Here is a 15,465-nt window from a genome sequence, read left to right on the forward strand (position 1 = left end):
ACGTGCCTCTAACAAACCTATTTCGAAAGGGCAATCAATGTTAAGCAAATTCCCGCGAGGCCAAGCGCAATCACAGTCCACTTAGCGGCGCGCTTGATGCTCATTGATTTAGGTTTTGGGTTGATTAATTCCATAGTGGTGATCTTCTTTACTAAATAACGACCAGAGGGTGTTGGGTGTAATCTGTATGTGAAATCACCGACCTCGAATACTTCTTTTCCTTCTAGCGCGCGACGCCATAGCACAGTTGAGCATATCCTGCTTCGGGTGCTTAGCCAGGTCTGTAATTCTCCAGCACTATACTCAACGTCATTCTCAAGCGTCTGCACTGCAATAATCCCCATAAACATACAAAAATAGCGTTTCTTAATTTTTTAAGCGGCTGCTTTATTTGAAGCAGCTCCAATAGAAAAGACCTGGCCAGGAAAGTCGAGAAGTGGAGAGAAACCACCCACTGGCATTTCTGAAGATGTAGCCTGTCTCGCTATCTCCGATGCCAAAAGCGCCAGTTAAAGAGCATGATTTCCATGTGGTGTCGCCAAGGGAGCAGGTCACACTGCCTCTGGCAGGCGCCTGGCAGGTGCCCTGGATCAGCTGGAATTCCCACCCCCCTGGTCTTTTCCATAAGCCTTGTTCGCAGGACAACGTTATTCCCGCGGCGCTTTTTGCAAGAAGGGTTCGGTCACTACACTGTTGCCCCTCGGTAGCTATGCCTCCCAGGGACAAATATTCATTTGTCTGAATGCGATCATAGGCCGTTATCTTGCCAGTCGAGGTTATCTTTCCACCCCATAGTTCACCACCGGTTGAAAAGTTTTTGTCGTTATAAACTTGGACCCAGTTGGGGCTGTTTTGATAAATCCCGCCTCCCCATTTTTCGCTGTACCAGCCTGTGTCACCACGTGTTCTGAACCAACCACCTGTGCTGGTATCACCGGTAATGGTTGCAGTAGCGGCATTTACATTGGCTGTGGCGATGACGTTTCGAGCTGTAATGTCGGCATTAGCTGTTATGTTGCCTGAGGCTGTGATATTTCCTGCGTTGTTAATATTGTGGTTACCCATCGTGATATCAGTATTCATCGTGTTGAATTCTGGATGGTTTGGCACTGCGTTTCGATATAGATAGTCATTAGCCAACGCACCATCCATAAGGAAAAGTGCGCTAGCTGTATGTCCTGGGCCAGGAGCTATAGCATAGTTACTTAGTGCTACCTGCCATCCACCCCGCACGCCCTGGACGATGTTCGGGTTGGCTGAAGAGATGAAGCCACCAGGTCCTCCGAGATTTTCAGCGATGGTTCGGATACCCATTTCAGGAATCGTCTGCCCACCACTAGTAACCACAATCACTTCCAGTTGATTAGGGTTGGGTTTCCGGGCGAGGCCGAGAATGGTCTGCCCAAAGGCGTTCGTGGGGCTAAAACCTGCAGGAAGGTAGTTGGTGTTGACGAGCATCGGAACGGTTATTTGCACCGGTACGGTTGCTGCTGCGTTGGCCAGCACCACGCTGTAGTTATCCTTCAGATATTTGGCCAATGCCTCTGAAATGGTTCTCTGTTGATCAGCAGCAATTCGATAGTCCTGAGAGTCCATCTGCTTGATTTGCCATGCGATCGCCAAAGTGACGACAACGGAGAAAACGGCCAATCCGATCGCCATGTCCAAGCTCAAGAAGCCCCGCTGCTTGTTCCTACTGGTCATTCCAGAGACTCCTTGATGATTGGTGAGCGATGTCGTGATCGAGCATCGTGATCTTTCCTGCATGGACTTTCTCTCGGATGCCCGGTCCGTCATCGCCCGTGAAAAGCAGGCTCTGCAGGGTTAATCGACGACTCCCTTCGTTGCCGCTTGATAAGGACTGGTGAAGAACGGCCACTAACCCCTTGGAGAGCAGCTCTCGGGCGTTATTGAGTAACGGCTGAGCCAGGGCTGATATACGCTCAATGCCTTGAGTAACGCTGCCCGCATGACCTGTGCTGATGATGAGATGGCCATTGATCGAGGCTTGAATTACTTGTGCTGCTGTCGAGCTGTCGCGAATTTCTCCCACGAACAGGAAATCCGCTCTTGTGCGCAGCGCTAGAATCAACGCTTCCTCGTATCCCCCCATCCGGCGAGAGACCGGAACTTGAATGCAGCGCCCACTACCATGCCGACCATTCAAAAACGGTTCTGGAGGATCCTCGACAGCCACACAAATGCCTCCCCAGGCCTCAAGGCGAGCTTTCACCAGTGATGCAGCACTGGAGGTTTTCCCTGTGCCCATTTCCCCACAAATGAATATCAGGCCGCGAACCGTGTCGCTCATCAACGCGTCCTGCAGATAGTCGGGCAGACCCAGCATGTCCAATGGACGGATCTGGACTGAGGATTTGCTTACGACAAACACAGGCTTGCCATTCAAATCCAGCAACTGGGTTACACGAAGGACGACGCCATCTTCAATTAGGGCGAACTCTGGATCCTGGGTTGCCTTGTGCTTTTCCTCGCACTGCGCCCGTAAGCGCTCAAGGTCTGACCGCCATTCGGCGGGCGCTTCAACCCTTCGTGCCTGCCCAGGGAGACCTTTGGCGTCGGCAAATCCATCGCCGAGGTACAGGTCGACGAATTCAGCATCAGAGATCACGCTCACACTGAGTTCCTTAGTACGAAGTCCAAGCGATGGTATTGGCGTCCGAGGAGCAGCTGGTCGCAGCTGCCACCGCAGTGATTTCGCCGGCAATTGCAGTGCCGCCATTGATCGCCGTTGTTGTCTGTTTGTCCTTGGCCATGTTCGAGGCAAGGGTGATGCAGGCATTTTTCGGAAGGTTGGATTCTGTGATGGTGAAGGTCATGCCGTTGCTCATCACGGTCACTGCGCCGTTCCAGCGGTTGGACAGGGCATTACCGTTGATGCTCATGCCGCCAGTTGCCTCGAGGTTGATCAAAGAAGGCGCCAAGTTGGTGCCTGCCGTGGCGTAACCCGTGGTGCTTTTCAGTCGTTTGGTATTGCTCAGCAACGTGCCGAGATTGCTCTGTTCAATGGTGACGTCCGAGCTGCCGAACGTTCTGTAGCCCATGAACACGATGAAACCAAGTGCCACCGCGATCAGCATCAACCAGAACATCCCGTCCAGGGAGAGAAATCCGCGTTGGTTGTTTGGAGTGTTTGTTGGCATTTCCAGTACCTCATTTAGGTTTGATTTAAAGCGTTGCAGTCACATTGCCGGCCAACTGGAAGATCCCGATCACTACCAGAATCATCATGACCCCCATGGCCATGGAGGACATGCCGATAAGAGATTTGGCGATGGCTTCGACGCGCTGAAGCGTTTGCTCCAGCCACCGGTTTGAAAACCGTTCCATCGACTCGGCGAAGCCTTTGCGGGTGGCGAGCACTTCCAGAAAATGCATCGCCATGGGGTCTGGGAATTGATGACCCGCAAGCTTCAATGCAGTACCGAAGTTTTTGCCGGCGCTCACTCCGTAATGAATGGCGCTCAGGCGCTCTTTCAACCACGGGGAGGCATTGCGTTGAAGGGAGGTCAACGCATCGAGTTGGTTGATGCCGGAGCGCAGCATCACAGCCATGTTGAGCAGAAAGATCGAACCGTGGAGTGCCTTGTAGACTGACCAAGGCGGGAGCCTCTCAGCACGGACTCGCAGGATCTGGAGCAGCTTGTTCAACTGCAGCTTCCACGAAGGGCTGGCGGCCGTAATCTGAAGTCCGCAAAAGACGGGTAGAGTGACGATCGATATGAGGATGAAGACGATCACAGTTATCAGCGTTACAAGTCCGTAGTGGGTCACGAAATTCGATAGGGCGTAGAGGAAGGCCGGCACACCGGTCCACGCCTCGGGGTTGGAGCGTCGTGTCATGGAGGGCACCATCCACACTGCAATCACATACAGCAACGCCGCCATAACGCTCCACACCACGGAGGGGAAAACTGTGGCTGATGCCACGAGTTTGCTAATTCGCTGACGTACTTCGATGATCCTCACGCAGTCCCGAAATGCCTGCACCAGGTTGCCGGTGTCTTCCCCGGAAGCGATCAGAGAGTTCTCGTCATAGGGAACCCAGCCTTCGCAGGAAATGCTCAGGGATTTCCCGCCTTTCACCGATTGCGCGATATCCCTGCATGCAAGGGATACCGGATGTAGCTTCTGGCCGTTATCGCTGAACGCTCTTGCCACCGTATGCAGCGCGTCCTCAAGCGACACACCGTCCTCAAGGATGCCCATCAGGCTCTCGTAGAACTGGATTCTTTCGTTTTTGCCGAACTGCTTGGCATAGAAGGTCTCTGCCCAACGATTCAGCATCGCTCTGACGTCACTCAGCATGAGTGAGCTCCAGGATCTGCCGGTCAAAGTCCAAAGGCCCCACCGTCATTTCGGCGTGGCGGGGGTCTACTAAGCCTTGTTTCAGTTTGATGATCGTGTGTGCGGTTTTGGTAATACCGCCCATTTCCTTGACCCAGTGGCGACGTGCCGCACTTGCACCCTGCCCATTGAAAACGCGCATGAACTCAAGGTCGGTGAGCAGAGTTTCCGCAACCACTGTGCGACCGGTGATGCCCAAGCCCTTGCAGTGCGGGCATCCAGATCCTTTGAGGTAGGTCTCATCAATCGCTTCCAGATCGCGCAAGCGCTGCACCAGCGCGCTGTTTAGCTGCCCGAGATGCTCGCGTGCGGGTACGCGGCAGTGGGAACACAGCACAGGCAAGAGGGATTGGTTGACCACGCTTGTCATCAATGCAGGATCAGTAACCAGGTGTCGGTCTACACCCATGTCGATCAGTCGCTGAAGAGCTGCTACAGCGTTGTTGGTGTGCAATGTCGTCAGCACCAGGTGACCAGTCATACCGCCGCGGAAAGCCGCTTGTGCTGATGCAAGGTCCCGGATCTCCCCATACATGAGAATGTCAGGGTCGAGCCGCATGGAATTGGTAATACCGTCATTCCAGGTTTCACCGGCGCCCAGCGGTGACTGATTGGCGAGGAGTGGATATTCAGGTGGATCTTCCATCGTCAGAATGTGTTTTGTTCCACCGCACTCTTCATGCAAGAGGTTCAGGTTTACCTGCAGCGACTTCGATTTACCTGAACCGGTGGGACCAGTGATCAGGTTCACCCCATAAGGCAAGCTGCGGATGCGGCTGAATGCATCAATTTGCTGCGTCAGAAAACCGAGATCACTAAGCGTCATTTTGGTTTTGTCGTCATACAGCAGACGCAAAACCATTAGGGGGCCATCTACGAGCGGCCGAGTGGCGACTCGGGCACCGAACAAACCGAGCTGGTCGACATAGGCGCGTTTCACCCTGGCGTCCTGGCTCACCTGCGGCTGGTAGTGATCTTTCGCGACATCGCACATGCTGTTGTAGAGGGATGAGCAGAGCTCCATGCCCACCTGACTCTGATGCTGCTCTGCCTCCCACAAGAGCCCGTGGATGCGAAAGAAGATTCGAGTGATATCGTGACCTACGACAAAGTGGACGTCGCTTGCATTGCGCCGGTGGGCTTCTCCTAAAAGCTGCACCACCTGGGCTTGGCGCTTCGTCTCAGTCGCCGACAGCGCTTTACCGTTTGCATCATCATTTGCGCGGTAGAGTGCCTTGATCGTGCTCATTGAGCAGACCTTGACCTCAAAGTGGTGATTTTCGTGTTCCAGCTGGTCCTCGAATGCCATGACATAGGCATCCGTTTGGTGTTGGGCAGACACATACAAAATCCCGTCGCTGGTCAGCGCACACAGTTGACGCAGCTCGGGTTTCAGCTCAAACGGTCCACCAGGGGCCGTCAGCAGTGTTTGGTGCGACGTCAGTAGGACTGCAGCAGACTCATCACTGTCAGGCTCTATGACATCTGGTTTTTCAGTCAGGATCGTCATCGAACTTCTCTATCAACGTTGGCCAGGGATCAGACCAGGCGGCATAGGTGCTGATGGGGTAATGCCGGGGGCTGGACTGTTGACGTTGCTCAAGCTGACCGGGGGCATACTGGAGAAGCCGAGGGGGTAGCGCTTACCATCACGTTCGAGGGTCACGTTTTCGACGGAGAGGATGGCCACGCGGTAGCCACCGGGTAATTCCCGAGATGAGGCATCAGCATCTACTTCAAATCCACTGCTGTAGAGCAGGGTTGCACGGAGCCGTTTTGCTGAGCCGAATACCGCCTTCACGACAGGCAAATCAAACTGTGTGTCACTGCTGTGGCCCGAGGCTGCAGCCGGCTGTGTGAGGTTTCCTTGAGAAAAAAACACAGTTGACGGCTGCGTCGTCGCACTTTGGTCTTCACCCTTGATCGATCTTTCGGCCTTGGCCTTCTCGGCTTTGGCATTCAACAAGATCGTCTGGCTTTGAATCTGGGCAAGCTCGCCGACGTTCACCCCAGATAGGGTGTTTTCATCTGCCCAACTCGATGGTGCCCCTAACGCAAGGATGGAGCACAAAACGCACAGCGCTTTATTTCGCATAAAGGTCACCTATTACTGACCAGACAAGGTGGCCGGTCTCATATTTGGTTGTGATTTCACGCAGCCGTAAGCCCTGACTGGGTGCGCCGGACAATGAGTCCAGCGGGGTAATGCCAGTGGCATAGCTCAGTTCGAATTGCTTCCATTGAGGCGGTGGCGGCGGCGGTGGAGCAGGTTGGCCCGGTATCGCTGGTTGAATGGGTACAACGACCGGCACTTCTTTCAGCACTGGGGTTTGAGTGAAGCTATGCAGCCAAGACGACAGGTTCGCCAATATCACGATGGCTTCGTTTAGAGACTCATCACCGGCTGCGGGTAGCGAGATGTCGAATTTCAACGTGGCCGAGTTGCCCTCATCAAAGAAGGCCGGCCGATCAGAAAAGTGACCCTGAGTCGCCTGTATCAGTTTGTCGGCCGTGCTATTGCCCGAGCGCTTATAAGAGGACAAGACCTGTGCGCCGTCGCAGACGGCACTCGTGAACTGCCATCCCTGAATGGACAGAGGCAACTGATAGATTACGTTGCTGCAACCTTCCAAGAAATCTGCCACAGATGGACGTTTGGCCCAGGGGTGTTCAAGCGCTTGGGGGGGCTGCTCCATACCGGATTCTTTTTGCAGCCTGGCCAACTCTGCCAGGCGTTGCTGTTCAGCTTGGAACGCCGCCTCTTTGGCTATCCGATCCTGATGGCTCTGCCACTGAGTCCATCCAATGATGCCGGCAGCGATCAGCACGCCAAGAACTGCCAGCTGCACAAGTTCGGGTTTGGATAGCCCAAAGACGAGTGGCCGTAGCCGGTACTCGCGTTTTAGATGCGACGGCTGAAGTAGCTCTTCCACGTCCAGTGGTTGACCACCCATATCGAACTCTGGGGGCAGGTACTCGTTGTCGAAATTGATGCCACGACTGCGTTGTTGCGCGACTCGGCGGCGAACCTCAGCACCTGTGCCGATCATGTCGCAGCCAGAGATCACGCCACCTTGATACACAGCAACGAGGGCATACTGATCAATTTCGCTTTCAGTTTTCCAGGCCGCGATCCATGAGTCCCCCAGCTGTCCAGCCAGGGTGGCCGCGAGCGAGTACATCCCTTTTGTGACCTCCTCGCTGCGCGCTACAAAACCTGCCTGAATAATGGCTGGTGTTCTTCTAATGGCGACAATGTCGAGGTGGTGCTCACGACCGTACTGGCGCGCTTCCTTCATGTGACCGGTGACACTGCCCAGCGGATGCCAGCGCAGACCGGTGACAAATGATTTTCCTCGATACTGGAGTACCTGGACCCGAGCAGAGCGTCCATTTTTTGAGGTTTCCGCAACCATGGCTTACCCCTTGAAACCTGTGCAATGCAGCAGTGGGGTAGGGCAAGAGCCCCAAGGCTCGTTGGCAGCAGGTGAAATCACCGCGCTGGGACTGCCTGTGTCGCTATCAACAACAGGAGTAATCAGCACTACGAGCACGCTGTGCCCTGTGGTGCGGACACGGCTGCCGCCCAAACCGAAGAACCCGGGGTCCCCCACGCCTGACTTGGTTGCGTTTTCGCTGTTCTCCTCAAAACCAGTCAGTACGAGGGTTTGACCGCTGCGCAATTTGACCTTGGGCGACAGGTTCTTAGTGTCGTAGTCCGCTGTCTGCACACTGGAGCCGTTGCTCGTAAAAGTGGTAAACGTCGGTTTGCTGCTCATGCTCAGGGTGATCATCAGGAGCATGTTGTCCTGGTCGATGATTCGAGGCAGCAACATCATGTTGAAGCCACTGGTGATGGTTGCGGGGGTGAGCGAAGTAGACGATCCAACGGAAGCCGTTGTAGTTGTCGAGCTAGATGCGACATAGCTCTTCACATTGCCGATCTGGATTGGTGCCGGCTGCAGATTCAGCGTGGTGACCGACGGCGAGCGAACGTTTGAGATTCGGCCCTGTTCTGAAAGTGCTTTGATAATTAAGTTGGAGCCAGCCCAGGGAGACTTCGACGTGTCCAAAATACTCAGGGAGCCCGACACCGCGCCCGTACTTATGCCGGTGGTGGCATTTTTCAGGGAGAAGCCCCATTTGTTGCTCAGGGACGTATAGACAGCTGTCCAGTCCAGGCCAGTCTGGTCTGTGTCAGTGAGAGTTACCTCGAAGACTTTGACATTGAACAAAACCTGACGAGTGATACTGCTGTTGATCGAATTCAGGTATCTAGCAACGTTGGAGAGTACTTCTGGTCGATCGCTTACCGTCAGGGTGCCAGTGGATCGTGAGAGAAACATCCGACCTTGGGGTTGTTGGCTCAGCATCGCCTTGACGTTTTTTTCAATGTCTCCGATCAGCGAGGTTTTGATGGTAACGGTGGTGCTCTGGTTGCTGCCTGATTCACCCGATGCACCTGTTGACGAAGATCCGCCACCACCACCACCGGAGCTGCTCCCGCTGCCTGTGGCGGTCAGCAAGCCCGACTTCACAGTGCTTTCAATGACTTGGTCATCTCCAAATGCCCAGACGTCGAACGTCTTGGTGTCGAAGTAAGTGACATGCACGCTGCGATCATCGGAGGAATAATTCCACGCTAAGCCCAACTGGGAAGTTGCTTGATTCAGCAACCCGGACAGCTTGCCGCTGTACTTAATGGGAAATGTGTTGGGCGCAGTCAGCCCAACCGAATTCATTGTGCGGGCGTTGCTCGGAACATTGCCGATGACGCCGGCGGGCATGAAGTTGGCCAGGTTGTCGGCAGAGCCCATACCAGGTGGAACTGCAGGTCCTGAGTTGCCCTGGGTCGAACTGGAAAGGACACTTGGGTCGATTGCATCAGGGGCTACGATGACCGGAACACCACATTCACTAGTGATGTACTGCGCGATCTCAGCGATCCCAACGTTATACGAAGGGCGATAGGTGATGTCGCAATCCATGGTCAGCGGTAAACCACGCTTGGCGACCAGCGGTTTTTTGGAGACCCATGGTTTGTCGCTGTACACCACCGTCGCGCGCGCGGACTCTTGCTGCTGATTTCTCAGAAATCGGCTGTATTGGGAGGCTGTCGCAGCGTCATTTTCAGCTCGGCTGGCCGATTCATTTACACGCTGCAGCGAACAGGAACTCACCAGCGCGACCATAAATGACAAGGCTGTGCCTTTGATCCAGAGACGAGCAGTCATCATTTGTTCCTCTCTGTAATAAAAATCAGCCGCTGTGATGAGTTACTGTCGACCACATCGACCAGAAAGGACCGTGGAGCCGAGTCGTACAGTGGGAAAATCGACCCAATGGCTTCTTGGAAACTGCCCTCAAATCGAAGTGGAGCGTCAATTGAGTAATCCAAATCATCGACCTGCCACATCAGTTTCCAGCCCGCTTTTTCAGCCCAGCCTTCGACGGTTTGACGAAGGGTTGAGCCAGTTGAAGCCGTCCATATCTGGGCCAGCGGCTTCGGCGCTGCTATGTCCGTCGCAACCGGCTTTGGCGCTGCAGAAGCTGCAGACGCCGCGGTGATCAGTTTCGGACTTGAAGCGACCTTCGCATTGGCATTGCTGGACGTAGTCGAGGCCGGACTCGGAGTCGGCAAGGTAGACGTTTGTTTGGTAGAGCCGTCCTTGGTATTCACCGTAGGAGGGGCCACGGTTTTGGTTGGTGCAGCATTCGCCGCAGGTGTGGCGGAAGATGCAGTTGTTGTGAAAGGCGCTGTTTGCGGAACGGCGGCGACTACTACTTGGCTGCCCGCATCGTTGTTATTGCTCTTTGCTTCGACAGGCTGTGCAGCTGTCGATGTGTTGAGCTGAGCAATCTGAGTTGATGTAGGACGTGGAGAGTCCGGGAGCTGGTAGCCAGGGCGCAGGACGTAGCACACCTGACGGTTGACCTCGTCGACCTTCACCTGCCAGGCCGGACCTGCGAGCACTTGCAGGGTGTTACGCAGGGTCATTGGGCCAAGTTTATATTGGGCTGCTGGGAGTGGTCGGGTGTAAAGGATGTTGACGTGGCCAGAGTCTGCCGAGCAAAGCGTATAACCTGAACGGTCAACCACGTACTGCATGGCCTCACGCACATTTGGGTGCATGTTGGCAGGAATGCTGATGTCGATAATCTGAGCCATCAGGTCACGTTGGCCAGAATCTGGCAGCGTGCTGACGAGGGTGTAGCGGCCATAGCGCACTACTGGTTCTTTTTCAGGAACGGCGCCGCCAGGATAGAGGTCTGGCGTCAACATGTCCGGATTGCGACTGCTGTCGAATGCGGGCTTGGGTGTCTGCGCCGTTTGGGTCGTGCAACTGGCGATTAACGCGAGCAGCGAGAGCGTGGTGACGTGCCTGATCATGTGCCGAGAGGCCCCCTGTAATGATAGGGGAACGGTGACAGGCTGGTACCAGCTGTGCAGTAGGAAATAGAAAACTGCGTCTTTAGGTATTTACGTAACCGCTACCACGGCTCTCGTTGCTATTTCTCACACCAAGGAAAATGAGCGGTGTGCTCTGGCGTGCTGAAGGTTTTTTTTTAAGAAGTACCCACATGCATAAACAAAATGCGAGAACACCCATGAGATCCATACCGAACTGATCGAGCTGGAAAAAACCATGCTTTTTGATTTGGTCTATCTCCCATGCTATTGATACTACGATGTAAGCGCTTGCAAGGATTGCCGTCCAATGAGTGATGTAAGCTGGGCGGGTTTTGGTCATTAACCATCTGCGGAACTTCCCAAACGCCAATACTCGAATAGGACTTTTTATAAAGCGGGCTTTTGATGTGACGGTCATTGCAAAAAGCAGTATCGCCAGCAAGACAGCAGTGGCCGCAAATCCTCCTATGAAGTGTTCAATCAAGCTCGCATTGCCGAATCCGATGAGCTTGAATACTTCTCTTACGGGAAGATGTATTTCATAACGACTTAGATAGGCGAGCACTCCCCATAGTAGGGCAGTGGCTATTAAGAAATATAGTTTGTTGGGGAAAGCCGTTTTGCGCATAAAAACTCCAAGTACCTTGCTGATAGCCTCGCGAGAATTCTTTCATAAATAAAATCATATGAAAACCTTGCCTCATGACCTAAATCTTGGATTTCCGCATCGTGCAGGAGCAAGAGTGTAAAGTTACACGTAGTTCAGTAATTCAGATCTGGCGTTGGCGACAGCATCAGGCTCAATAAGGTCGCTTGCCAACTGGCGTTTATCCAGCAGCATTTGCCAGAGCATCTGGTCGATGGAGTTTTCCACAAGCGGGATCTTCACTACGACCATGCGCAATTGCCCATTCCTATAGGCCCTGTCCTCTGCCTGGTCCTGCAGCCCAGGCGTCCAGGGCAAGCCCAGGAACATGACATAGTTGGCCGCAGTGAGATTGTTGCCGGTGCCGGCTGCGGAGGTAGTGGCGGCAAAGATGCGCGTTTCTGGATCACTTTGGAATTGATCGATCGCTTTCTGCCGTTTGCCTACAGAGTCACTGCCGACAACCGTGACGCACCCGTACCCAGCTTGCTTGCACCGAGTGCGAAGTGTTCCTACCGTATCCTTGAACTCACAGAACAAGATAACTTTGTCCTCGGCGTCCAGTTCACACAGCAGATCCATTACGACGCGAATCTTCACCTGCTCAAGCAACTGACGCAGTGATCCCAACCTGGCGAGGCTAGGCCTGTCTTCAAGCCGAATCTGATCGTATTGCTTGCGCTCTGCAGCAGTGAGCTCGATGGGTAACGTTTGGCGCTGTTTGCCTTTGAGACCGGGCAGGACATCCTTGCGTCGACGAAGCATCCAATCGCCGATTGCGTCCCGCAGATTCATGCGGAAATCCTGACTGCCGGCGAACTGTTCGCAGAATTCTTTCAAGGGCAGTTTCCCTACGGGGTGGCCGGATAGCCGTAGCAGCGTGTGCAGCTCAGATTCTCGGTTGAGGACTGGCGTACCCGTCAGCAGGTAGCGGTTGGGTATCTTGGCGGCAATGTCGAAGCCGTGACGTGTCCACGCGGCGGTCGGCTCTTTCAGGCGGTGCGCCTCGTCGATGATCATCACGTCAAAGTGTCCTGCATGCAGAACAAAATCGCCCAGGCGTTCGTAGTTGGTGATAATCCATTGCGAAGAGGGATCAAAGACCTGTTGGCCGATTGCGGCCTCGGGATACACCATCTGGATTTCGCGTTGCCAGTTGATGATCAACGTCGACAGCGTGATTACCAAGATGGGTCTATCAGCTGCTCGGATTGCAGCGGCAATGATTGCCTGGCGAGTTTTGCCAAGCCCCATGTCATCCGCAAGCAAGGCGCTTGTGCGCTGTAGCAAGTGCCGGATGCCTGCCGGTTGATGGTCCAGTAAAGAATAACCAGCCAATGCCTGGTTAATCTGTTCGGTGGTGAACCCGGTGCGCTCGATTGAGGGCACCGCGGCTAGATACACATCGGTTGAGGTGCTGTCATCAGCCGCTTTTGCAGCGCGCTCTTGTGGAGGTCCACCAAGACTGATGCGGGTGATTTCATCAGCGGGAACAACGGATCCGTCGGTCAGTAGCTCTTGTACGGTGTCGAGGATTTCGAACTGATCCTCCGACAACCCAAGCTCCAGGATCAAGTTGCTTCGCACCACTTCCGCACCAGCGTCGATGCGCCAGGACTTGGAATGCCCGAGAAACACGCCGTGCATGCGCCTTGAAACGGCGACCGCGCCAGGATGGTAGTCACCTGACAGCAGGATCCCGCCCTGAACGAGTGGAGCTATCCGAAAGGTCAGCCCCCACGTGAATGCCTGCCGATCTGGGTCGTTTTGTGCGGCTGTGATTTTATGTGAAAACGTCTCCCAACTTTCATTGAAACGGTCCTCGGACAACTCCATCAAACGGTGGAAGAGCACATCCAGGTCATCCAGCAACTTGCCTTTTGGTAATCGCCAATAGCGATGTTGAGGATGCTCGGCACGCCGAATATAGAAACCATTACGTTCGAGAAACAGCCGGTTCGCACCCTCGACGTATTGCATTAAGACCCCGAAGTCATAGCCGTCAAAAATGACTTTTTCGACCAGGTCCTGCCGGCGGTTCATCAGACGTGGACGACTCATGTCCTGCTCAAGCGTTGGTTGATCCATTCCGCACAGGCCTGGGCATGCAGTTTTTTCCGGTTTCGATTTGTATAGCGCGACATGGATAGTGTTTGGTCGGGCCATTCCAGGTTAATGGCGAGTTCACTCGATTTGATCTTTGCCCAAAACCATTGATAGGCCCGGTCAACCCTGGAGCCCGACTTAGGTGTGCGATTGCGGAGCCCTCTCAGTTGAATCGTCACCAGATGTTTGGGAGTCAATTTTGCTAACGTTTCGCCCCAGGCATTTTCATCCATTTGGATCTCTGCAGAGGCCAACGATTTCCCGTTTTCGCGAACCGAAATAAGACGGCAGATACCCCGATAAGCACTGTAGTCGTAACCATTAATGCAGTGGGCCAGCGCTCGATGTTCTGCATCAAGATCGGCGGGGCACTTCAGCTCGATAATTTGCAGTCCATTCGGACTTACGATGGTTATGCCGGTTGAATAAAGCAGCGGCTTCCAGGGCGTTAAAGAGTCTGTTTTTGTTTGTGGATCTACTGCATCTAAAGCCTCACGTATGTCTATCAACGCGAGGTGAAAGCCATTCACCAAGCTGGCGATCTGGTGATATGAAGCAGTAGCAATGAAGCTTTGGAGTTTTTGCAGTGCTTCACCAGCAGTTGGTCCGTCGCTCTCATCAACGTTGTTAAAGAGCTCGTTCAGGTCTCGAAAGTCGTCGGCGATTTTGGACCAATTGTCGTCCGACCAATCAGTTGGACACCCTGAAAGCAGCCTGTTCCAGTCCTGTGTTTGATCCAGCAGTTGATACGGAATTTTATCCAGCAGGGCGAAGAGAGCGATCCAGTGCGCTTTTTTAAGAGGACGGCGATTGCCCAGTGAGGCTCCCAGCAGCAGTCGATGCCAGGGTCCTTGTGGCCCCTCACGGCTGATACGGGTCAATGCACTGCCGGTATCGAATACCCGCTGTTGACCCAGGTAGCGCACTGCGGTGCGCGGCGCTTGTAGCAGCCAAGCCAGTGTGTCGGAAAGGGGGAGGCCCGCGTCGGCTATGCGACCTATCAGGCACACTTCAGAGGAAATCAAATAACGGTCCTCACACCAGTATGGGCGACACGCCTGAAGTTCATCCCATGGGCAGTTCATGTATACCTGCTGCTGCCCATCCCACGGCCACGGCCATTGATCTACTAGTACCAGAAGTGGAATCAGTACTGGCTGGGCTTTTAGGGCCTGGAGGCGGCGTTTTCGGTCACCTTGAGCCAGCCAGTTATAGAGCTTGGGTGAGGGACATTGCGCTGAACGAATGGCGAATAAAAGCTCTTGGTCCAGACAATGGCAAAACCGCTTCAGCGTGCTGCCAATCTGCTTTAGGTAAAATCGGGTGCGGGGATTGAAGTACCGATTGTTGCTCGCCTTCCAATCGAAACCGCGGCGATTAAAGCTTCCGAGATCTTCAATCGATAGGGCTTTCGCCCTCTCTCCAGCCGACTTGCAGAAGGAGGTCAGTAGGACGTCTGCATACCAGCGTTTTTCAAACCTGAGCAGTAGCTGCTGGGCCACCATTGCGGTGGGTTTTCTCTTATGCACGCGGTCCTTGCTGAAAATTTTGCAGGCCTTAGCCTGATGACCATCGAAGTACTGCAGGTGATCGCCGATTCTGGCCAGGACCGGCCGTGTTTGATCATCTGTAGAGGGCAGGGCTACGCACCAGCAACGAGTATGGACAGTAGAACTCAGATAGGTCTCGATGAAGGAGGTCAGCTGGGAGGGCGGTACGTTAAATTGTAAAGCCCAGGTCTGGGCGACTTCAATTTGCCGGTCTGAGAACTTCTCCAGCTTCGGCGCTAAGATGCGCAGCCCCACCACCGATTGTCTCTTCTGTACGCTCACCAATGACCTCCTCTGCAATTTCGCAGAGGACTGTCAGGTATAGGAATGGTGGGCTTCCAGGGTTAATGAGTAACGGCGTTGTCGGTGATTTATATCGGCAATGG

The 15,465-nt window shown here is 54.0% G+C and carries 12 protein-coding genes; all 12 read right to left on the bottom strand.

All coding sequences use genetic code 11. The features are described from left to right. Positions 1 to 387: 387 nt before the first annotated feature. Entirely contained in the window at positions 388 to 1,704 is a 1,317-nt protein-coding gene (gene pilV, locus C4J94_RS04290; RefSeq protein ID WP_124385081.1) for a shufflon system plasmid conjugative transfer pilus tip adhesin PilV, read from the bottom strand. Next, a complete protein-coding gene (locus tag C4J94_RS04295; protein ID WP_124369591.1) occupies positions 1,694 to 2,635 on the bottom strand; it encodes an ATPase, T2SS/T4P/T4SS family in 942 nt (313 codons plus the stop codon). Before C4J94_RS04295 ends, pilV begins: the two co-directional genes overlap by 11 nt. Positions 2,636 to 2,645: 10 nt before the next feature. Then, a complete protein-coding gene (locus C4J94_RS04300; RefSeq protein WP_173667485.1) occupies positions 2,646 to 3,161 on the bottom strand; it encodes a type 4 pilus major pilin in 516 nt (171 codons plus the stop codon). A gap of 25 nt (positions 3,162 to 3,186) precedes the next feature. Further along, positions 3,187 to 4,326 (bottom strand): type II secretion system F family protein, encoded by a 1,140-nt coding sequence (locus C4J94_RS04305; RefSeq protein ID WP_124369592.1) that lies wholly within the window; start codon positions 4,324 to 4,326, stop codon positions 3,187 to 3,189. Next, positions 4,316 to 5,875 (bottom strand): GspE/PulE family protein, encoded by a 1,560-nt coding sequence (locus C4J94_RS04310; RefSeq protein WP_124369593.1) that lies wholly within the window; start codon positions 5,873 to 5,875, stop codon positions 4,316 to 4,318. The genes C4J94_RS04305 and C4J94_RS04310 overlap by 11 nt, the downstream gene beginning before the upstream one ends. A gap of 12 nt (positions 5,876 to 5,887) precedes the next feature. After that, the gene (gene pilP / locus C4J94_RS04315; protein ID WP_124369594.1) at positions 5,888 to 6,460 is read right to left on the bottom strand and encodes a type IV pilus biogenesis protein PilP; all 573 of its coding nucleotides are present in this window, start codon (positions 6,458 to 6,460) and stop codon (positions 5,888 to 5,890) included. Beyond that, the gene (gene pilO2, locus C4J94_RS04320) at positions 6,450 to 7,781 is read right to left on the bottom strand and encodes a type 4b pilus protein PilO2 (protein WP_124385082.1); all 1,332 of its coding nucleotides are present in this window, start codon (positions 7,779 to 7,781) and stop codon (positions 6,450 to 6,452) included. Before pilO2 ends, pilP begins: the two co-directional genes overlap by 11 nt. A 3-nt stretch (positions 7,782 to 7,784) precedes the next feature. Beyond that, on the bottom strand, positions 7,785 to 9,599 hold the full coding sequence (locus C4J94_RS04325) for a PilN family type IVB pilus formation outer membrane protein (protein WP_124369595.1): 1,815 nt from the start codon (positions 9,597 to 9,599) through the stop codon (positions 7,785 to 7,787). Then, positions 9,599 to 10,756 carry a TcpQ domain-containing protein gene (locus C4J94_RS04330; protein WP_124385083.1) on the bottom strand — a complete coding sequence of 386 codons (1,158 nt, stop codon included), beginning with the start codon at positions 10,754 to 10,756 and terminating at the stop codon, positions 9,599 to 9,601. Before C4J94_RS04330 ends, C4J94_RS04325 begins: the two co-directional genes overlap by 1 nt. An 82-nt stretch (positions 10,757 to 10,838) precedes the next feature. Next, positions 10,839 to 11,405 (bottom strand): hypothetical protein, encoded by a 567-nt coding sequence (locus C4J94_RS04335; protein ID WP_124385084.1) that lies wholly within the window; start codon positions 11,403 to 11,405, stop codon positions 10,839 to 10,841. Between the two features lie 123 nt (positions 11,406 to 11,528). Beyond that, positions 11,529 to 13,484, bottom strand: coding sequence for a DEAD/DEAH box helicase (locus C4J94_RS04340; RefSeq protein WP_164485606.1), 1,956 nt, complete (start codon positions 13,482 to 13,484; stop codon positions 11,529 to 11,531). After that, the gene (locus C4J94_RS04345) at positions 13,481 to 15,361 is read right to left on the bottom strand and encodes a hypothetical protein (RefSeq protein ID WP_124385085.1); all 1,881 of its coding nucleotides are present in this window, start codon (positions 15,359 to 15,361) and stop codon (positions 13,481 to 13,483) included. The genes C4J94_RS04340 and C4J94_RS04345 overlap by 4 nt, the downstream gene beginning before the upstream one ends. Positions 15,362 to 15,465: the final 104 nt, after the last annotated feature.

The sequence above is a fragment of the Pseudomonas sp. R5-89-07 genome (assembly GCF_003851685.1).
Lineage (GTDB): Bacteria > Pseudomonadota > Gammaproteobacteria > Pseudomonadales > Pseudomonadaceae > Aquipseudomonas.